General features: G+C 41.1%; 13 protein-coding genes. 4 read left to right on the top strand and 9 right to left on the bottom strand.

The features are described from left to right. The first annotated feature begins 326 nt into the window (after positions 1-326). The 3 genes from P4S60_RS06710 to P4S60_RS06700 all read left to right on the top strand — a co-directional run bounded on the left by P4S60_RS06710 (position 327) and on the right by P4S60_RS06700 (position 4628). Positions 327-1346 (top strand): LacI family DNA-binding transcriptional regulator, encoded by a 1020-nt coding sequence (locus tag P4S60_RS06710; protein ID WP_337115431.1) that lies wholly within the window; start codon positions 327-329, stop codon positions 1344-1346. Positions 1347-1539: 193 nt separating this feature from the next. Then, a complete protein-coding gene (locus tag P4S60_RS06705) occupies positions 1540-3726 on the top strand; it encodes an OsmC domain/YcaO domain-containing protein (RefSeq protein WP_337115430.1) in 2187 nt (728 codons plus the stop codon). Positions 3727-3908: 182 nt separating this feature from the next. Beyond that, positions 3909-4628 (top strand): hypothetical protein, encoded by a 720-nt coding sequence (locus tag P4S60_RS06700; protein ID WP_337115429.1) that lies wholly within the window; start codon positions 3909-3911, stop codon positions 4626-4628. 8 nt (positions 4629-4636) lie between these two features. On the opposite strand, the gene P4S60_RS06695 is transcribed toward P4S60_RS06700, so the two are convergent. The 9 genes from P4S60_RS06695 to P4S60_RS06655 form a co-directional block, all read right to left on the bottom strand. Further along, positions 4637-5056: a hypothetical protein gene (locus tag P4S60_RS06695; protein ID WP_337115428.1), complete on the bottom strand. Its 420-nt coding sequence runs from the start codon at positions 5054-5056 to the stop codon at positions 4637-4639. A 22-nt stretch (positions 5057-5078) separates the two neighbouring features. Further along, positions 5079-5483: a hypothetical protein gene (locus P4S60_RS06690; protein ID WP_063705687.1), complete on the bottom strand. Its 405-nt coding sequence runs from the start codon at positions 5481-5483 to the stop codon at positions 5079-5081. 199 nt (positions 5484-5682) lie between these two features. Beyond that, positions 5683-6576, bottom strand: a complete 894-nt coding sequence (locus P4S60_RS06685) for a sialate O-acetylesterase (protein ID WP_337115427.1) — start codon at positions 6574-6576, stop codon at positions 5683-5685. 60 nt (positions 6577-6636) lie between these two features. Next, on the bottom strand, positions 6637-9036 hold the full coding sequence (locus P4S60_RS06680; RefSeq protein WP_337115426.1) for a glucan 1,4-alpha-glucosidase: 2400 nt from the start codon (positions 9034-9036) through the stop codon (positions 6637-6639). 12 nt (positions 9037-9048) lie between these two features. Further along, the gene (locus tag P4S60_RS06675) at positions 9049-10533 is read right to left on the bottom strand and encodes an MFS transporter (protein WP_337115425.1); all 1485 of its coding nucleotides are present in this window, start codon (positions 10531-10533) and stop codon (positions 9049-9051) included. Continuing rightward, positions 10526-12400, bottom strand: coding sequence for an alpha-amylase family glycosyl hydrolase (locus P4S60_RS06670; RefSeq protein ID WP_442961499.1), 1875 nt, complete (start codon positions 12398-12400; stop codon positions 10526-10528). Before P4S60_RS06670 ends, P4S60_RS06675 begins: the two co-directional genes overlap by 8 nt. Positions 12401-12494: 94 nt before the next feature. Then, positions 12495-14345 (bottom strand): glycoside hydrolase family 13 protein, encoded by a 1851-nt coding sequence (locus tag P4S60_RS06665; protein ID WP_337115423.1) that lies wholly within the window; start codon positions 14343-14345, stop codon positions 12495-12497. Between the two features lie 2 nt (positions 14346-14347). After that, entirely contained in the window at positions 14348-15838 is a 1491-nt protein-coding gene (locus P4S60_RS06660; RefSeq protein ID WP_337116833.1) for a tryptophan halogenase family protein, read from the bottom strand. A gap of 110 nt (positions 15839-15948) precedes the next feature. Next, complete coding sequence (locus P4S60_RS06655) at positions 15949-18738, bottom strand: TonB-dependent receptor (protein WP_337115422.1); 2790 nt, start codon at positions 18736-18738, stop codon at positions 15949-15951. Between the two features lie 682 nt (positions 18739-19420). On the opposite strand from P4S60_RS06655, the gene P4S60_RS06650 reads away from it, so the two are divergent. Beyond that, positions 19421-21046: an alpha-glucosidase family protein gene (locus P4S60_RS06650; RefSeq protein WP_337115421.1), complete on the top strand. Its 1626-nt coding sequence runs from the start codon at positions 19421-19423 to the stop codon at positions 21044-21046. Positions 21047-21076 lie beyond the last annotated feature (30 nt).

Raw genomic sequence — 21076 nt, 5'->3', positions numbered from 1 at the left:
TGCCTCAAAGAAGCTATCTTTTGTATTAAAAAAATGCTGCCCAAATGAATGGGCAGCCAAATACGTTTTGACAACAAAATGATAAAACAGTGACATTATGACACCGGTGTCAGATTAGGATCAATAAAAATTTTCATTATTTGTGCATGCATACGTATTTATCGGAAAAACCTGCGTATTAAGTATCGAAAAAGCATTTATATACGCATAAAAAATACCTAGCTGTGTACAGAACAGCCACACACACGCCGCTTGTCACAAATAGCTTGAAAAAAATAATAAATAGCCGAAAATGGCAAATACTACTTCTGTTATTTGGTAACCATATGAAAGGTAAGGCGACATCTTTTGACATTGCACATTATGCGGGTGTGTCGCAGTCAACCGTGTCTCGCGCGTCGCGAAATAGCCCTTTGGTCAACGAAGAAACGCGTCGACGTGTTCATGAGGTAGCAAAGCAGCTCAACTATAAAGTTGATAAAAATGCCAGTAACTTAAGAACACAGCAAAGTAGCACCCTCGCCCTGTTATTATTTGAAGATCCCACTTCGGATGAATCACAAATAAACCCTTTCTTTTTAGCAATGCTTGGCAGTATTACTAGAGCCTGTGCAAAAGAAGGCTACGATTTACTGGTATCGTTTCAGTCGAGTAGCTCTGATTGGCAAGCCGATTACGAAGACAGCCACCGTGCAGATGGCTTAATTCTGCTCGGTTATGGTGATTACCTCGATTATCAACCTAAATTTAAAACCTTAATTGATCAACACACGAAATTTGTCTGCTGGGGTGCAAGTGTTGATAACCGCCCAGATTTAACGGTGAGTTGCGATAACTACGGCGGTGGTAAATTAGCTGCTGAACATTTACTTGCAACCGGTAGAACCGATTGTGCATTTATCGGCGATGCTTCTGATCATAGCCCGGAGTTTTTTGCCCGCTACCAAGGCTTTAAAGATGCATTTTTAGCAAAAGGCATCAAACTAAACGAACGTAAAATGGCGAATGCCATTTCGACAGAAGAATCAGGCTATCACGCTACTCGCTCACTCATAGCAAATAACATCCGCTTTAACTCATTGTTTGCCGCCAGCGACCTTATTGCTATTGGTGCTATTCGCGCGTTGAAAGAAGCAAAAATAAAGGTCCCTGATGATGTGCATGTTGTTGGCTTTGATAACATTGCGGTTGCCAGCTTTGTAAACCCACCACTCACCACTGTTCAACAAGACACCACCCTTGCCGGGCAAATGTTGGTCGATAACCTGCTCAAGCTTATTCGTGGTGAAGATGTAGAGAATACCCTTTTACCACCGCGTTTAATTATTCGCGGTTCGAGTGTTTAATTTTGTGGCGATAACAGCCTTGTTATCGCCTACTTCCTACTCAACCAGATACTGATTGCATTAAAATTAGTTTTTTTCGATTTACCCAAGACTATTACTTCGAAAAAGCAGATAATTACACCTATTATGATGAAAATGCTCATCTGGCATATAACGCTTTAGATGGCAACGCGCACAAAGGTGGAATTTTTTAATGGAAATTAAAGTTAATTTTCTCGACAACCTCAGACTTGAAGCCAAGTTTGATGATTTCTCTGTCATTGCAGACCAACCTATTCGCTATAAGGGTGATGGCACTGCACCAAGTCCATTCGATTACTTCTTAGCATCTTCTGCATTGTGTGCGGCTTACTTTATTAAAGTGTATTGTAATTCACGTGATATCCCGACTGACGGTATTCGTGTTGCGCAAAACAATATCGTTGACCCAGAAGACCGCTATAACCAAATTTTCCAAATTCAGGTTGAGTTACCAGAAAGCCTTTCAGAGAAAGATCGCACAGGTATTTTACGCTCTGTCGAGCGCTGTACAGTTAAACGTGTTATTCAAACTGGCCCAGAATTTAAAATCGATACTGTTGAAAGCATCGAAGCTGATGCGCAAGCAATGCTGATGGCAAAACCAGGTGATGACAGCAACACCTTTATTTTAGGTAAAGATTTACCACTTGAAGAAACCATCGCAAATATGACGGCCATCCTTGAAGAGTTAGGGATGAAAATCGAGATTTCTTCTTGGCGTAATATTGTGCCAAATGTATGGTCACTTCATATTCGTGATGCAGCTTCGCCTATGTGTTTTACTAATGGTAAAGGTGCAACTAAAGAAAGCGCACTATGCTCAGCTTTAGGTGAGTTTATTGAACGCTTAAACTGTAACTTCTTCTATAACGATCAGTTCTTAGGCGAAGACATTGCTAATAGCGAGTTTGTTCATTACCCAAATGAAAAGTGGTTTGCTCTGACTGACGATGACTCTCTACCAGAGGGCATTTTAGATGACTATACCCGTGAAATTTATAATCCAGACGGTGAGCTGTGTGGCTCACACCTAATTGATACCAACTCTGGCAATAAAGAACGTGGTATATGCTCTATTCCTTATGTTCGCCACTCAGACGGTGAAACTGTTTACTTCCCATCAAACCTAATTGAAAACTTATTCTTAAGTAATGGTATGAGCGCAGGTAACAATTTTGCTGAGGCAAAAGTACAATGTTTATCTGAAATTTTCGAGCGTGCCGTTAAGCGCCAGATCATTGAGCAAGAAATTGTTTTACCAGACGTACCAGAGGACGTTTTAAATAAATACCCAAGTATTGTTGCGGGTATTAATGGTCTTGAAGAACAAGGTTTCCCTGTTGTAGTAAAAGATGCCTCGCTAGGTGGTCAGTTCCCAGTGATGTGCGTAACACTCATGAACCCTAAAACAGGCGGTGTATTTGCTTCTTTTGGTGCGCACCCAAGCTTTGAAGTGGCGTTAGAGCGCAGCTTAACTGAGCTATTACAAGGTAGAAGCTTTGAAGGCTTAAACGATGTGCCTAAGCCGACGTTCAATAGCATGGCTGTGTCGGAGCCAGAAAACTTTGTAGAGCACTTTATTGATTCAACTGGCGTGATTTCATGGCGTTTCTTCAGCGCTAAACACGATTATGATTTTGTTGAGTGGGATTTCTCTGGTAGCAATGAGGAAGAAACAGCGAGCTTATTCGGTATATTAGAAAGCTTAGGTAAAGAAGCTTACATTGCTGAATTCTCAGATCTTGGTACTGCATGTCGCATTTTAGTGCCTGATTACTCAGAAGTGTATCCAGTAGAAGACTTAATTTGGGACAATACCAATAAAGCACTTAACTTCCGCGAAGATATCTTAAACCTGCATCGTTTATCAGAAGATCAACTTGCTGATCTCGTTGAACGTCTTGAACAAAGTGAACTTGATAACTACATTGATATCATCACCTTAATCGGCATTGAATTTGATGAAAACACTGTATGGGGTCAGTTAACGATTCTTGAGCTGAAGCTACTTATTTACCTAGCACTTGGTGATTTAGAAGCAGCAATGGAGCTTGTTGAAGCATTCTTACAGTATAACGACAATACCATTGTTGAGCGCGGCCTATTCTACCAAGCAATGCACGCAACGTTAGAAGTCGCACTTAGCGATGAACTTGAGATTGAAGATTACATTCATAGCTTCACCCGTATGTTTGGTCAAGAAACGATGGATGCAGTTGTTGGCTCAATCAACGGCGATGTAATGTTCTATGGTTTAACAGAAACTAGCATGAAGCTTGAGGGCTTAGATAGACACCTTCGTTTAATCGAAAGCTACAAAAAGCTACACACTGCTCGCGCTAAAAAAGCAGGGCTGTAATCAGGTAAATGAGCTGTAAGCAACCAACTTACAGCTCCACCCCTTTGTTTATTAAGGAAATTAATTTACATCTCAATAAAACACTTACATTTTTATGTATTTGCACTGTAAGCATCCCTACCTTGTCCAGTTCTGTTTATACTGATAAATTTCGCTCAAGTTTCACCCTATCGATTTTTTAAATGGACTTAAAAGGCTTCATTACAGCCCCTCTTATCCTGCTTGTACTGTTTTGTTCTCACCCTTGTTTTGCAAAAATAACAATTGGTGTATCAAGCGAAAATGGCGAATCATTAAAGTACTCACGTAAACACTTTCACGGTGAATTAAAATCGGCTTATAGCTGTGTGATCAATCACCTAGATACCGATTACGATGTTATCACTGTACCGCAAGCACGGCTTATCAAAATGTTGCAAAACAATGAAGTAGATATAGCCATGCCACTTTTATTGTTGCCACAGAGGGATATATTTGCGGTTCGCTCAGCAACAATTTATCAAGTTGGATATGAACTGATAAGCCAAAGTGCTGACTCAGATTTGAGAATCGAGAATTTACGCAGGCAGGCTAACTTGAACGGTATCGTGTATAAACGCGGTACAGGGGCACGTACCTTAATGCTTAAATATTTAGGCATTGATAAAAATGAATCGCTAAGCCATGAGCAGCAAGTCAGTACATGGCAGCAAGCCGTTGATTTTGTATGTAAGAATAGAGCTAGTATTACAGCCCTACCTAGTGTGATTGCAAAAGATATCGAACCTCACCACTTTAATGGCGTTACACGCATTAAAATGCCGGACCACCAATTAGGTCTTTACATGTCATCACATTTTGCCAAAAGCGCTGAAGCAACTACTATCAACGATGCATCAAAAACCTGTAAAGAAGTTAGATAAACGATAGATTATTTAGTTTTAAGCTCGGCTAAACGGCTTTCAACTTGTGAACGCTCTTGCACTGTTAGCTCGCCATAAAGCTTGGGGTATGGCCAGCCATAACCCCAACGAAAGCTGGTAGGTAAAAAAGGTGTACCACCCACTCTGACCCCAGCAAGCATCAATACTGCAATTTCTTGCTCACCTACTTTTGCAACACACTCTTTTAAATCTATATCAGCTTGCTCTCGCTGCTTGAAAGTACCGCCTTGCCAATATGCAAGGTCATGAGCTGTACAGCAAGCCAACCATAAGTTTTTATGTTCTAAGGTGCCATCAGGAAAAGAGCTGCAACCATCTGTAGTGAAGGGTTTAAGTTCAGCACTACTGGTAATAGAAACATGAAAAAGTAACATCAAACCTAGGATAACGTTAGGATAATTAGCCACGCTTCGGACCTTAAGTAACGACTTAATACTCAACTTGGTACGCAAACCCTTCACAACTCAGCGCTTTTTGGCAATCAGTATCTGCATGAGCACTGATATAACACTGTCCATATACAATCGCGTTGCCACCCCTTTGCTGTACTTTACTTTTAAGAGTATCTTGGAGTTGACTTCTAGAGCCATCAATATCATCAAACGGACCTGCTTGTGGTAAATGCATATCACTTTCTAATTGGCAATAATAGCTCGAAACCTGGCCAAGAAATGTTGCTCTATAGCTCACTAATTGGCGATCTGTAAATACTTCAACATTGTGACCTCGTACTGAAGTTTCAACATCACCAAGCACATATTCACCCACGTTTGTATTTATTGCACAAGAACACAATAAGCTAACACTCAATAAAGTAGATAAAACCCTATACATATTTGTAACTTCCCTGCATTGATTGATCGGCTTCTAACTCCGCCAAATAATAATGGCTTTTGTTAACTGAACTAAAGATAAGCAATCTTAACGTACCTATATAGGGAAATCACAATTAAATTGTAAAAAAGTGCAAAACAAAAAAACCGCCTAGATTAGTTCGGCGGCTTAATTATTTAAGTAGTTATTTAAAAGAAATCTACTTAGCTAATGTTTCGGCTGCTTTTTCTGCAAAAAGGTTACCTAGTTTTATATAGTAGTTACTTTTATAGTGCCATTTATCTTCAATGAATTCGACAGGCTCATCAAAGGCAACTAAATGAGCATTAGCATTTGATTTAACGAATTTTTTCTGAGCATCCCATACACTCTCAATATATGGCATCATGCGTGTTTCTGGTGTTTTACCAGAGTCTTCGATTCTGCCAAGGATGATTGGTAACTCTTTATTGCCAAATGTCATTTTCATATCATTCATTAGGTTTGTTAAATTAGCTAAATAAACCTTAGATGCTTGCTCATGATAGGCATCGGCCTCACCCTGCATCCAAATGATCCCTGCTGGAACTAAAGTGTCTGCTTCACCATCACCATCTATGTCATTGTTAGCTAACGCAGATCTTACTGTAGTTTGAAAGTTATCCCATTGGTTGATTTTGGTGTTGTCAGCATAGTTCTGTCCCCATGTACCAAAGCCAGATGCCCCAAGCGCAATAGATGAGCCACCACGCGCATATTTAATAATGGCTATTTTTTTACCCGTGAGCTCAGATAAACGTTTACCAAAACTCAATTCAGGACCAAACCTGTCAGATAAAATAATCGAATGCTCTGTCGATCTTGCGCCTGTACCAAAGCCCGGCATTAAATTAGTCCAAACACCTTTACCACCATTTAATGCATCATCAGCAACAGGGTTACCAAAAAAGAATAAGGTATTTTCAACTGGTTTCTTATACTGTGCAGGTAAGTCTTTATTAAAGCCAAACCCTTCCATATTTGATTGGCCGCCCATAAAGTAAAGCAAGTAATCATCCGCTTTACTTTGCGTACTCATTGCGAGTAAAGCACATAAGGCTAGTTTTTTTAACATCATTTTCCCTTGCTCCAAAAGCAACATGCCCAATAAATATTGGGCATGTCAATTACGTTTTTACTTCAATGCGTCTTCAACAACTGGGTAATGATCCCACACATGTTTATCGCTCACTGAACGGAGTAACTTGATGTATTCAGCATGAGTCCAAGCAAGTGGTGTGGCTGAATTTGTCCCCTCACCTAATTGATAGCCTGCTTTATTGTTACCTATGCCATCCCAAACTTGTTCAGGTAACATCATGCCTTCATTGGCAAATGCTTCCATACCTTTTACATAGGTGTCTTTAATCGCTTGTTGCTTCATCGCATCTAGGCTGTTGGTTGCGTTTGCAGCTGCGATTTCATAATGACCACGCTCACCTGTGAAAAACGGCCATACACGACCACGTTGACCAGGGGTGTTGTTACCACCTTCAGCGTAGTTGTTACCTGTCATTTGGTCTTCACCGTAACCATCGTTACCATAGCGGCGATAGCCTGGGAATGAGCCCGAGCCATCAGCAAAATTAAAGGTGTAACGTACTTGTAGGTTATCAACTAAGGTTTCATCATCATACTCTGGTAATGTTTTTACAATGCTTGGCGCAAGTGCATCACGTACACCATAACGTACAAGCTCTAAGAAACCACCATCAAGGATCTGCTTTTTATCAAAACCTTCACGGCCATTATTGGCATTAAGTGTGGTTGATGAGTTTGGATCTTTGTCTTGACCAATACGAATGAAATATTCACCATCGCTATTTTCAGACTTAAGGTTACCTTGAGTCGTAAACATCGTGCTTTCTATTTCACTGTTGTAAGTTTTAGCCGTTGCTAGGTAACGCTCTGCATTTTTAGTGTCACCAGCTTTTTTAGCAATATCAGCAGCCGTCACTAGGCCTGCAACAACCGCTGCAGTTGTTGATGGTGAGAAACCATTTTGTTCTTCCCAGCGCTCCTGTTGCGTTGCTGGCGGTGTGATTTGCATGTCATTCCAAAGAATTTTCGCAAGGCCACCATCAACCAAGAAATCAGCCGCTGGCTTTAACATTTTGCTATACCAATCTGTTAGCTCTTGATCGCTAAGTACGCCAGCTTGATGTAGTTTCCACGCTAACATAATTGGCATTGCTGTTTGGTCAAGCTGAACACCTACCCACTCAAGCTCACCATCAACGTGCGTCTTTTGTAAGAACCAACCCGTGTCACCACCATTGCCTGGCGTGTTAGCTGTTACTTGTACTTTTTCTAGATATTCAAATGCTGTTTTAGCGGTACGTGTATCACCCATGGCCATAAATGCCATCGCAACTTGATAGAAATCACGTACCCAAACCGCTTTATAGCCGGTAGAACCTGTTTTAGCTGATACTGTTTCACCCCAAGGGTTAGACAGTGACGCAATTAAAGCACCAGCATGCGTTTTATCTTCTTGCGCTTTCAACACCATGGCGCTGGTATAAAGCAACTTACCATTATCTGCGGTGCTGTTAGTTAATGTGCTCAAAGGTTCAAGGCTTGCTAAGTAGTCTTGCCAACCAATTGCAGCACCCTCACCGTTATATGCTGCAAGTACTTTTTGGAAACCTTGATTTAAACTTGCTTGACCTTCTTTTAAGCTTGCAGCTTCAGAGTTACCAAAACTTAACGCTAAATCAAAAGTGGTGTTTTTTGATACTTCGCCAAGCTCTGCAAGTAAGCTTACATTACCCGACTTATCACCGGTATTTTGGTAAGTCGTTGATAGTGATTGCGATGCTTTTAGCTCTTTTAAGCCATCACTCACACCTGTAAAGCCAACGCTTGCTTGCTTAAATGGTTGAGCGGCTTGTAAAGATAAAAAGTGATCATCTTGCCAAGCAACTAGACCCTTATCAGTCACTTTTGCAAAATCATCTAAGCCGTTGTTATCAATATAAGGGTTTACATTAACGTAGGCTTTCACACCTTCAAGATCGGTATTAAATATGCTACGAACAAACAATGTTTGGCCATTTGGATCTGTAAAAATATGCTTTTCTAAAGTGAAACGACCCTGCTTATCTTTACTTACTACTTTGTAAGCAAGCGATAATGGGCGACCCGCGTCGTCTTTGTATAAATAATCAATGCTTACATCGAGATCATCGTTCTCTGTAACGGTAAAGTCTTTACCAACTACAACAAACTGCATATCTTTGATTTGTGCTTGGTGAATTAAACCAAACATAGTTTCGGTGATCATGCCTTTTGCGATTGAAAACCAAACTTTTGATACTTTGCCAGTAGCAGCTGCATCGCTATAGTGGCCGTCTTGATATTGCTCGTAAGAGGTACCAATACCCGTTTTACCTGAGTAAGCCCAAAAAGGCTCAACACCCGGAGCACCTGGCGCAGACACCTGCTCAACTGCTGTATTAACTGATTGCTCTGAAGTACAAGCTGTTAAACCTAACGCTAACAAGCTTGCTGTAATGAGATTAAATTTTTTCATGGTGTGTCCTTATTATTGTTGCTTAACGCGCAGTACAGCGACCGCTGCTAGTACGAATGACACTGCACCTAGCACTAACGCATAAATCGGTTGATTATCAAAAAAGTGACGTAAAATTAGGCCTAATACGCTTGCCGCTAAAAGCTGCGGAATAACAATAAAGAAGTTAAAGATACCCATGTACACACCCATTTTCTTACTTGGTACTGAGGTACTTAACATTGCGTATGGCAAAGATAGAATTGACGCCCAAGCAAAACCTACCCCAATCATCGGCCAGATAAGTAAACTTGGATCTTTGATAATAATGAAGCTGACCAGACCCAATGCACCTAGCACTAGGTTGATAGCGTGGGCCATTTTTAGTCCCACCTTTTTAACGATAACCGGAATACACATTGCAGCAATGGCAGCAAAACCATTGTAAGCGGCAAATAACACACCAACCCAATCAGCGCCGTTGTTATAAGCAAGTGAGCTTGTGTCACTGCTGCCATAGTGGAAACTGGTTACTGCCGACGTGGTATAAATCCACATTGCAAACAATGAAAACCAGCTAAAAAATTGTACCCAAGCCAATTGCTTCATTGCCTCAGGCATTGTGAATACATCATTCACAACTTGGTAAAAACCACCATTGGTTGCGTTTTTAGCCTTTAAAGCCCCGGCAATAAATTGAATAACACCAAAACTAATCAAGCCGCCAGCAAGTAAATAAAGCTCTTTTTCAAGCGATAAACCTGTAACAATACCAAGCACGACAAGACCAAGAACCGTAAAGATTACCGCGCCTTTATTAAAGTCTACATCACTTTGAATATCACTTGCGTCATCACTTTGCTCTTGCTCATGAAAGCTTTCAAGCTCTTCTGGCGAATACTCTTTAGTAGTAAAAACGGTCCAAAGAACAGCAATAACTAGTACAACGGCACCAAAATAAAACGAGAATTTTACAGAATCTGGGATTTGCCCAGCAGGCGCTGTATTAGCAATATCGAACCAGTTAGTCATCATCCAAGGTAATGCAGAGGCGACAACCGCACCAACACCAATGAAGAAGCTTTGCATTGCATAACCAGTTGCACGTTGCTTTTTCGGTAGGTTATCACTTACAAGGGCACGGAATGGTTCCATAGTCACGTTAATTGACGCATCCATAATCCATAACATACCCGCCGCAATCCACAGGCTTGGTGAGTTAGGCATAATGAACAACGATAACGTCGTTAAAATAGCCCCATAGAAAAAGAACGGACGACGTCGACCTAGCTTATTCCATGTTTTATCACTCCAATAACCGATGATCGGTTGTACGATAAGACCAGTTAATGGTGCAGCAACCCAAAGGATTGGAATATCATCAACATTGGCACCTAGGGTTTGAAAAATACGGCTTACATTACCGTTTTGTAATGCAAAGCCAAATTGGATACCTAGGAATCCAAAACACATATTCCATATTTGCCAAAAGCTTAGCGTTGGTTTGTTATTATTCATAGTCAGCCTTTAAGGTAAATACTGCACTGCTCAAGCCGTTCAGTTGTAATTGAATTGGCGCCTTTGTTGAAGCCTCAGGAATCACAATGTCAGCATGATTTTCGAGGTTATCAGTTAACGTTAAACCACTGTGGTTAAGCTTAGGTAATAACGCTTGCTTAAGTGTTAGCTCAAAATTTTGTGGGTTTTCTGAAAAGTTACTTACTACAAGCACTAGTTGTTGACCTAGCTTGCGCGTAAAAGCAATAACTTGCTCTGAGCCTGTCAATTCAACCGCTTGCATATCGCCGCCAACAATGGCAGGAAGTGTGTTTAACGACATTAACTTCGTGTAGTAAGCGCGAAGATCAGCTTGCTGCTTTGAAAGCGCACCGCCATCGAATTTACCATTATTCATCCACGCTTGATGTGCAGGTACACCCATATAATCGAAGATACTGGTACGCGTTGGGTCACCAAAGCCACCGTCCTCAGAGCCATCTTCACCGACAGCTTGACCAAAATATAGTAAGGTTGGCGAGCGCGACATCAATGTAGACACCACCATTGCTGGCTTACCTTTTTCACTGCTACCGGCGAAATCTGGGCTAGCAATTCGTTGCTCATCATGGTTTTCTAAAAAGTGCAGCATGTGCTCTTCAATATCAGCCACTTGGCTTTGAATATCGAAAATAGTATCCGCTGATTGCTTGCCTTGCATCACTGCTTTAACTGTGTCGTAAAACCCGACTTTGTCGTACAGATAATCCATTTTACCTTGCTGAATATATGGGCGGTAAAGCGTTGGGTTATAAACCTCAGCCAAAATAAAGGCATCGCTTTTTTGCATCTTGATTGATGAGTTCAAAAAGCTCCAAAACTCAACAGGCACCATCTCGGCCATGTCATAACGAAAACCATCGACACCTTTATCTAACCAATAAAGCGCGATATCACGGAATTTATACCAGCTATTTGGCAGCTCTTTATCTTGCCAAAATGCGTAGTGCGCACGGTAATCTTTATCAGCGTAATCAGCGGGTAGCGTTGGGAAATCGTAGCTGCCATCTGGTTTCACACCGTAATTGATTTTAACTGTTTCGTACCAATCATTGATGTCAGGTTTAGCGGCACGGGCCCCATTACCCGTCCATTTTGCAGGGGTTTCGGCAAATTGATTATCTGCAAGAGGGTGCGGGTTACCACCTAACACTTGGTAGCTATCGCTGGTAGGTACTTGAAACGACTGCCCTGTTACATAGTAAAAGTTATTATCGCGAGCATAGGTTTTCGTCGTATCATCTTCAGCACCAAAATCTTTAACACCTTCAGGCTTGGCGACTGACTCGTAGTTACGCGCTACGTGATTTGGCACAATATCAATAACAACTTTCATACCGTGCTTATGAGTACGATTGATTAGCTCTACAAACTCTTCTAAGCGGCGCTCAGGGTTAATTGCTAAATCAGGATTAACATCGTAATAGTCTTTCACTGCATAAGGTGAGCCTGCACGGCCTTTTACAACATCAGGGTCATCTTGTGACAAACCGTATTCGGTATAGTCAGTTACTAAAGCATGACGCGGTACACCAGTGAACCAAACATGTGTTGTTCCTAGCGCTTTTATGCCTTGTAATGCTGCATCATTAAAATCAGCGAATTTACCTACCCCATTTTCTTCTAATGTGCCCCACGGTTTATTGGTGGTGTTAGTGTTACCAAATAATCGAGTGAATACTTGGTAAACCACAGGCTTAGAGATAGCTGCTTGGCTAGATTCTGATTGCTGCTGTTGCGTGTTCTGCTGTACTGGCGCATCGTTACCACAGGCAGTTAAACCTAAAACCGAAGCCACTACTAACGCAGTTAGTTTGTATGTTGTCATCATTACTTCATTTTTCTGTAAATATCAGTTCATACTAATGTTAAGGGCTGCATACGGACAGTAAATGCATACGTATTCAGCCTATTAGTTGCAATTATTCAAGCTCGATTAAGCGTGCTTGCATAGCTTTTATGCGGATTGGCGCTGCAAGATCAACGCGTTTTTCACTGATTAAATCGCGTCCTTTATTATTGCCTTTCAGCACTTCTTGCATGTAGCTTAAATCCCAATCAATGGTTTGTTGGTTTTTGTTAAGAACAACCAATACAGTTTGGCCATTGTGCTCCCTCACATAGCTGTAAACGCCTTGCTTGGGTGAAAAATGCATTAAACGACCTTCGCTTAACGCTGGTTTTTCTTGGCGCAGCTTAAGCAGTTTTTTCATGCTAGCTAACATCTCTTGCTGATCAGCTGAAAGCCCCTTACCTGTGAAGGCATTCGCATTTTGACCTTTAAACCCACCTGGGAAGTCAATACGAATATCACCGTGGTCATTGCTTGGCGTGTTATCGAGCAGCAGCTCAGTGCCATAATAAATTTGTGGAATACCACGAGTTGTTAAAAGCAACGTCATGGCTAATTTAGTTTTTGCGAGGTCTTGACCAAGTTCAGTGTAAACACGGCTCATGTCATGGTTATCTGCAAACACTAAAATGTTATCTGTATCAGCATACAAAAAGTCATTCGCCAGTGATTGATATACTTTTACCCACCCAGTATTCCAGCTTTCCTCTTCGTTAAGTGCTTGGATTAATGCCTCTTGTAATGAAAAGTCCATTACACTTGGTAAATCAGAGGTATAACCATCTTGATTAACTTTGCCGCGTTGCCAATAAGAAGCAATTGCCGGGTTGGTTGTCCACTCTTCACCAACAATATTAAAGTTTGGATACTCGGTCATAATCGCTTTAGTCCAATCGGCTAAAAATGCTTTATCTGAGTATGAATAGGTGTCTACACGAATGCCGCTTAAGTTGGCGTATTCAATCCACCAAATGGCATTCTGAATCAAATACGTTGATAGTAACGGCTGGCGCTGATTTAAATCAGGCATCGACTCAACAAACCAACCATCATTAAATTGACGTTTGTCGTATTGGCTCGCATGAGGGTCTTGAATTGTTTGTCTGGCGTGACTAGTGGCATTTTTACCGTTTTCAAACTTGCCATCAAAGTTAACCCAATCAGCTGTAGGCATGTCACTCATCCACTGATGCGATGACCCAAAGTGATTAAGTACCATGTCCATCACTAAGCCGATACCATGCTCTTTCGCTTCTGCAGATAAGGTTTTATAAAGCGAATTACTGCCCATACGCGGATCAACTTTGTAAAAGTCAGTAATAGCATAACCATGATATGAATAGTTTGGCATGTCATTTTCAAGCACCGGTGTTAACCAAAGTTGAGTCACGCCTAAGTTCTCAAGATAACCTAGGCTATTAATAACACCTTGAATGTCACCGCCATGACGGCCACCTTTAAAACTTGGGTTTGAAGCCTCCTTCATACCAGCAACGGTGTCATTGCTTGGATCACCATTTACAAAGCGATCAGGATTGATTAAATAAAGCGTATCTTTATTTGTAAAGCCATGACGATTGGCACTTTGCTTATTACGGGCATTTAATGGGTAAGTAAATTCTGTGCCATCTTTAGCTTTAAAAGTCAGTGTTCCCGCCTTTGCATTATCGCTAATGGTTAAATCTAAAAACGCGTAGTTAGGGTTATTCGTTGTAGTTACCCCTTTAAACTCAACACCTTTATAGGGCATCATTTGCCATGTTTTGTTAGCAATTTTGTTATCGTAAAGCATGACTTGTAACGAGTCATTTTGCATCCCTACCCACCAGTTTTCTGGTGACGCGGTAATTGCAAAACTTGCTGTCGAGTTGAAAAGCGTAAACGCGGTTGTAAGCGCTAAAAATGTCTTTGTTGTTTTCATAATTAATTTTGTACTTTTTCTAAGAATTGACTGTGACTCGGCAGCTGCTCGACAGTGCTATTAATCAAGGTTTTTAAATTGCTAAATAACTCATTTAATTGCTCATCTGATAACGCATCAGTTAATGGATGGTGATCTTCTGCAATAAGCCCTTGCCCTATCATCACTTGCTGCCATGCAACTTCGGCAAACAGTTCATCGTCTTCTCGGACAATTTTGCCGCTGGTTTTAAATAGCTCAATTTTCTTTTTAAGACTGCTTGGAATATCCATGCCTTTACAAAAACGCCAGAACGCACTGTCTTCACGCTCAGTAAGCTTGTAATGAAGAATAATAAAGTCACGAATTCGCTCAAATTCTGTTTTACTTTGTTTGTTAAATTCATTCACAAGGTTTTGCTTAATACCTTGATGAGGAAAAAACTTAATTAAACGAATGGCTGCACTTTGAATTAAATGAATACTGGTCGATTCTAATGGCTCTAAAAATCCGCTCGATAAGCCAACCGATACCACATTTTTATTCCATTGCTTTAAACGGCGACCTGTTTTAAATTTAATAACGCGGGGCTCTGTCAGTGGTTTAGCCGGTAAGTTATCCAAAAGCTGTTGCTTTGCCGCTTCGTCTGATAAGAAACGAGAAGAATATACAATGCCGTTTCCTACACGATGCTGTAATGGTATTTGCCACTGCCAGCCTGAGTCTCTTGCAATTGAACGTGTATAAGGAATTGCATCAGCAGGTGATTCACTTTGCACAGCAATCGCACTATCACATGGTAACCAATGTGACCAATCTTCAAAGCCAGTATTAAGAGTTTGTTCTATCAATAAAGCACGTAAACCGGTGCAATCAATAAATAAGTCGCCATCAATTTGCTCGCCATTTGTAAGCAGCAAAGAGCGAATATGCCCGCTCTGATGACATTGATTAACCGATTCAATTTTGCCTTCAATGCGTTTTACGCCCCGTGATTGCGCTAATTCTTTTAAGAATTCGCCATATCGAGTGGCATCAAAATGGTAAGCATAATGTAAGCCCGCTAACTGGGTGTTAGGAATGTGTTTAAGGTGGGCAAACTTATGTGCTTTGGCAGCTTGATAGTTAAGTGAAAAATCCCAAAAGTCAGGTGCATTGTTAGCTTGATGTGCTTTTAACCAAAAATGGTAAAATTCACAAAACGGAAAATCTTTACCTATCTCACCAAAGGCATGCATGTAGCGGTGGCCTTGGCTGCGCCAATTCTCAAACTCGATACCGAGCTTAATCGTTGCACCAGTAGCCTTAATAAATTCTTTTTCAGAAATGCCAAGCGCACCATTTAGATGCAAAATAGGTGGAATGCTCGCTTCACCTACACCAACAGTGCCAATTTCTGCTGACTCAACCAGGGTGATCTCAATCACTTTACCCAGCACTTTATTGAGTAACGCGGCGGTTATCCACCCTGCTGTGCCACCACCGGCAATCACGACCTTGGTTATTTTTTTGATTCCATAGTACACCTAACACTAAATTTAATTCATTGAGTGTAGCTCACTGATATAAAAAAGCCCTTGTAAAACAAATCACAAGGGCAATTTTCTATCACTGTTTTAGCTAATTACAGCTTGTAGCTGAAGCCTAACAGGAATGTACGACCGTAGTCTTGGTAGTCACGTACTTGAAGTGAGTTATCACCTTGTAGTGAAGTAAACGGCTCTTCTGTGATGTTCTGTACTTGGAAAGTTACAGATAAACCGTCAAGGCTTTCTACACCGCCTTCGCTAAAGTCATAACCAATTTGAGCATCCCAAATTGTTTCGCCTTTAATATCAACTTGTGTAGTCGCAAAACCTAAACCGTATACGTCACCTTTAAAGTCGCTACGTTTACGCATGCTTGTACGTGCTTGGAAACCGTTACGCTCAAAGTAAACTGTTAAGCTATCGATTTGGTCAGATAGACCAGGAAGCTCATAGTCGTTACCATTTTGGTCAGTAATATCTTGCTCAACAGCAGTGTGGCTCGCGATTAAACCAAAACCATCAAGTGATTCACTAAACATAGTGAATGGTAGTGTTAATGAAAGCTCATAACCCCATAGGTCACCAGAGCCACCATTTACTTTACCAGAACCTGTACCGGTTGAAGTTGCAGGGATCTCACCAGTCGATGGGTCAGCTACGCCGCTCATGTCGATTTCGTAAGAACCATCGAAAATCCACTGAGTGATATCTTTATAGAATACAGCTGCAGCGAAGTAACCTTCTTCATGGAAGTAGTTTTCGTAGCTTAAATCAAAACCTGTTGCTTCTTTAGGCTCAAGCTCTGGGTTACCGCCTGATACACTCCAGTAGTTACCATTGTTATCTGGTTGCTGATTGTAAGACGCATTAACTGACGCGTTCATTTCGTCTAAGCGAGCACGAGAAATCGTTTTCGCTGCACCAAAACGTACAGTTTGCTCTTCATCAATGGCAAACGATAAGTTGATGCTTGGTAAGAAATGGCTGTAGTCATGGCTTACATCTGTTGGAGATACAACAACTAAACCATCCACTGTGTTAGCAGCATAGCCCTGTGAAGACTGTTCAGTTTTCACATAACGCACACCAACGTTACCTGTTACAGGAATTGAACCGATTTCAGCATTAATATCAGCTTGCGCAAAGAACGCTGTCACTTCTTCTTGTACAGTCCAAGACTGTGTCTTGTGTTTTGAATCAGTTAAGCTTTCTTGAAGAAGGTTATAATAACCATCGTTTACTAGACCGTTTGTATCGTAAGCAACCATGTTGCCCATACCAATGAAGTCAAGGCTCGCTGACCCTAAACGGTATTGCTCAGGGATTGATAACATACCCGGGTTAGATAAAGAGAAATCTTTTAATGTCATGAAGTAACCTTCAGACACTTTGCTCTTCTCACGGTCACGGTAAGACATACCAAATGACACACGGCTGATATAGGCGTTATCAAGTACTTTGCTTGCAGCAAGTTTCAATGTACTTAGTTCATCATTGATTTCTGGTGCATTGATAAAGCCATCTTGTGCTGTGTTTTGATACTCAGTACCTGTTAAGCCGTATTTATCGTTAAGTGCAGCACTTGCACCCCATGATAATGGACCACCCAGTTGAATTAGGTCGTAATCACTGTAATCAAGATTGTGGCTGAATTGCGCACCTGTGTTACCACCGTCAAATTCATAACCAATTGTGTCTGCAACACCATTCGCATCACCACGGCCTGTACCTGAGTAGCTTTCGATACTCCAGATTTGACGTTCAACTTCAGAGCGACTTACATCAAATTCAACTGACCAATCATCGCTGATGTCATATTTTGCATTGAAACCAAACTGAGTTAGCTCAGCGTTGCGCTCTTCGTAGTCATTACGAACAACAACACGTTGTCCTTCTGTTACTGCGCTTGTGATAAAACCAGAATCTGCGTCAACAACAGCTGAACTTGGGTCAATTGAACCTTGGCCCCAAGCAAATGGTACTTCAATACCACGTAAAATCTTCTCATCAGAGAAATCTACATATAAGGCATCAAATGTCATGTTTAGACGGTCATTCGGCGCAGCTTCAATTACTAGCATTGCTGAATCACGCTCAAGAGTCGATGAACGAACGAATGGTTTAGCACCACCTAAAATTGAATAAGTATTACCGTCATCACCAGTAAACTCTGGATAGCCCCAAGAATTCCAACGTTTTTCTTGGTTTGGAGAGCTCATTGTGTTGTAAGCAAATGCAACACCGATTGTGTCATCAGCAAATTGATCAATGTATGAGAACGTACCACGGAAACCGCTATCGTCACCGTCTGGGTTTAATTTATCAAAACCCGTTTGCTCGTATTGACCGTTGAACATGATAACTTGTTCACCTTTACTTAAAGGTTTAACAGTTTGCATGTCGATAACACCCGCGATACCTTCAGCATCAATGCCTGCGCTCGGTGTTTTGTATACCGTTACGCCACTCATAATTTCTGATGGGTAAAGGTCAAATTCAACGCCACGGTTGTCGCCGATTGATACTTGCTCACGACCGTTGAATGTTGTTGCACTTTCGTTTTCGCTGAAACCACGAACACTTACACGACTAGCTCGACCGTCTAGACGTTGGGCTGTTAAACCAGGAAGGCGTGCGATTGATTCTGCAATTGATGAATCAGGTAATTTACCGATATCTTCTGCTGAGATTGATTCAACGACTTCAGGCGTGAAGCGTTTAGTATTAATAGATTCTACAACACTGCCACGAAAACCTTTTACTTCGATAACTTCAACGTTATCGTTTTTTGCTTTTTGGTCTTCTTCTGCAGCATACGCTACAAAGCTATTTAAACCTGCGGCTGTTAAAGCCAGAGTTAATATACTTGGTTTGAACATAGACATGATGTTTTCCCATTACCCAAATTGTAATGCCAACGTGTTGCAGTTATTCATTTACATAATAGCTGTAATTCGCTGACTGATTTTGTTGTCGAATTGAATATTAACGCTCTGATTATTTTCTTAACAAATTTATGCATACGTATTCAGCGTAGTCGAACATCACAAAAATTAACAACATCTTTACAAAAACACCAGCTAAGCAATTGAATATAAATAATTTATCAATTTTACAGTGTGAATTAATAGTAATGAAACATTTTCGCTATATTTTTGCCCCTATTTTGGCTACATAGATAGGTGCTAAGTCATTTATCTCGTTATATTGGCGACTTAACGCATCAACAATAGGTACAAGGCTATACCAATGATAATTGGTCTTACCAATAATAACGTTGCACCATTGTGGTGTAAGCCAGCTATATTATGCACCAAGCTGGCATTTTGCATTGTAATGCGACGGCTATATTACTAATTGGTAAATTTTAAGATGCTAAATTCGTGTTGTTTAATTTTAAATCAAGCTAATAAATTTTACTGAGGTCAACGATGAATTTGGCGTGCATACGTATGCAGAGTTTTTACAGTATCTCACCCTTCACGTATGCTTTTGACATTCCGGCAACATATACAGTAGTGGTTGCCTAACAGTTTACACACACTGAGTGTCACGATGGAGAAAAACATGGCTCAAAAGCAGTGGTATAAAGGTGCGGTTATTTATCAAGTTTATCCGCGCAGTTTCCAAGACACCAATGGCGATGGCATTGGTGATATCAAAGGTATCATTGATCGCATTGATTATATTAAAAGCCTAGGTGTTGATGCTATTTGGGTTTCACCTTTCTTTAAATCACCAATGAAAGACTTTGGTTATGACATCAGTGACTATCGTGATATCGACCCATTGTTTGGTAATCTTGATGATTTTGATGAACTTATCGTGCAAGCGCACCAACGTGATATTAAGATCATTATTGATCAGGTATTGAGCCATACCTCAGATCAACATCAATGGTTCCTTGACAGCCGTGAAGACAAAACCAACGACAAAGCCGATTGGTACGTGTGGGCAGATGCTAAACCAGACGGTACACAACCAAATAACTGGTTATCTATTTTTGGTGGCCCTGCATGGCAATGGGAGCCGCGCCGTGGTCAATATTACTTACATAACTTCTTTGCTGAGCAGCCAGATTTAAACTTCCATAATCCTGAAGTTCGTAAAGCTGTATTAGATAATGTTGAGTTTTGGCTTAAGAAAGGCGTTGATGGCTTCCGTTTAGATGCAATTAACTTTTGCTATCACGATGCTCAATTACGAGATAATCCTGCTAAGCCACCTGAAAAGCGTCAAGGCCGTGGCTTTAGCGAAGACAATCCATATGCGTTCCAGTATCACTACTACAATAATACGCAACCTGAGAACCTGAGTTTTATGCAGGACATTCGTGCCCTACTAAACAAGTACCCTGGCACAGTTGCATTAGGTGAGATTTCATCTGAAGACTCACTTGCAACCATGGCTGAGTACACATCAGGTGGTGACAAACTTCACATGGGTTATAGCTTCGAGCTACTGACTAACGACTATAGCGCTGAATATATTCGTACAACAGTTAGTACTCTTGAGCAACGCATGACTGAAGGCTGGCCATGTTGGGCATTCAGTAACCACGACGTAGAGCGTGTTGCTAGCCGCTGGAGTAAAGATAACACTATCAATCCGCAGCAATGTAAAATGCTTACAGCCCTGTTAGCGTCTTTACGTGGCAGCGTGTGTATGTACCAAGGTGAAGAGCTTGGTTTAGGTGAAGCTGAAGTCGCATTTGAAGACTTACAAGACCCATACGGCATTACATTCTGGCCAAACTTTAAAGGCCGTGACGGTTGTCGTACACCAATGCCATGGGATGCAACGGATCCTGAACAAGCAGGCTTCTCTACAGTAAAACCTTGGTTACCTGTAGGCGATGCACACAAAGCCGTTGCTGTTAGCGCACAAGATCAAGATAAAGATTCAATTTTGAATGCGTATCGTGAATTTATGGCATGGCGTAAAGATAAGAACGTATTGTTAGAAGGCGATATTGAATTTATCGAAACGCAAGAGCCAGTGCTTGCTTTTTATAGAACGCTTGACAGCGTTAAAATGCTTTGCGCTTTCAATTTAAGTGCTGATACTAGCGAGCTAACACTCTCTGATCCTGTGTCTTCACAGCATACTGAGATTTCTCATCACACAGCTGATTTAAACAATAATACAGTCACTCTGCCCGGGTTCGGTTGTTTTTATGCAACCCTGAATTAATCATCAGTTGTTAAACAACAAGCCCTGCAA

The sequence above is a fragment of the Pseudoalteromonas sp. Hal040 genome (genome assembly GCF_037162425.1).
GTDB lineage: Bacteria > Pseudomonadota > Gammaproteobacteria > Enterobacterales > Alteromonadaceae > Pseudoalteromonas > Pseudoalteromonas gelatinilytica.
This window is presented reverse-complemented; position numbering and strand designations above follow the sequence as displayed.

Excerpts from the sequence above, each read along its gene's own strand:
- P4S60_RS06710 (WP_337115431.1), top strand. The coding sequence starts at position 327 with ATGAAAGGTAAGGCGACATCTTTTGACATTGCACATTATGCGGGTGTG.
- P4S60_RS06705 (WP_337115430.1), top strand. The coding sequence starts at position 1,540 with ATGGAAATTAAAGTTAATTTTCTCGACAACCTCAGACTTGAAGCCAAG.
- P4S60_RS06700 (WP_337115429.1), top strand. The coding sequence starts at position 3,909 with ATGGACTTAAAAGGCTTCATTACAGCCCCTCTTATCCTGCTTGTACTG.
- P4S60_RS06690 (WP_063705687.1), bottom strand. The coding sequence starts at position 5,483 with ATGTATAGGGTTTTATCTACTTTATTGAGTGTTAGCTTATTGTGTTCT.
- P4S60_RS06685 (WP_337115427.1), bottom strand. The coding sequence starts at position 6,576 with ATGTTAAAAAAACTAGCCTTATGTGCTTTACTCGCAATGAGTACGCAA.
- P4S60_RS06680 (WP_337115426.1), bottom strand. The coding sequence starts at position 9,036 with ATGAAAAAATTTAATCTCATTACAGCAAGCTTGTTAGCGTTAGGTTTA.
- P4S60_RS06675 (WP_337115425.1), bottom strand. The coding sequence starts at position 10,533 with ATGAATAATAACAAACCAACGCTAAGCTTTTGGCAAATATGGAATATG.
- P4S60_RS06670 (WP_442961499.1), bottom strand. The coding sequence starts at position 12,400 with ATGACAACATACAAACTAACTGCGTTAGTAGTGGCTTCGGTTTTAGGT.
- P4S60_RS06665 (WP_337115423.1), bottom strand. The coding sequence starts at position 14,345 with ATGAAAACAACAAAGACATTTTTAGCGCTTACAACCGCGTTTACGCTT.
- P4S60_RS06655 (WP_337115422.1), bottom strand. The coding sequence starts at position 18,738 with ATGTCTATGTTCAAACCAAGTATATTAACTCTGGCTTTAACAGCCGCA.
- P4S60_RS06650 (WP_337115421.1), top strand. The coding sequence starts at position 19,421 with ATGGCTCAAAAGCAGTGGTATAAAGGTGCGGTTATTTATCAAGTTTAT.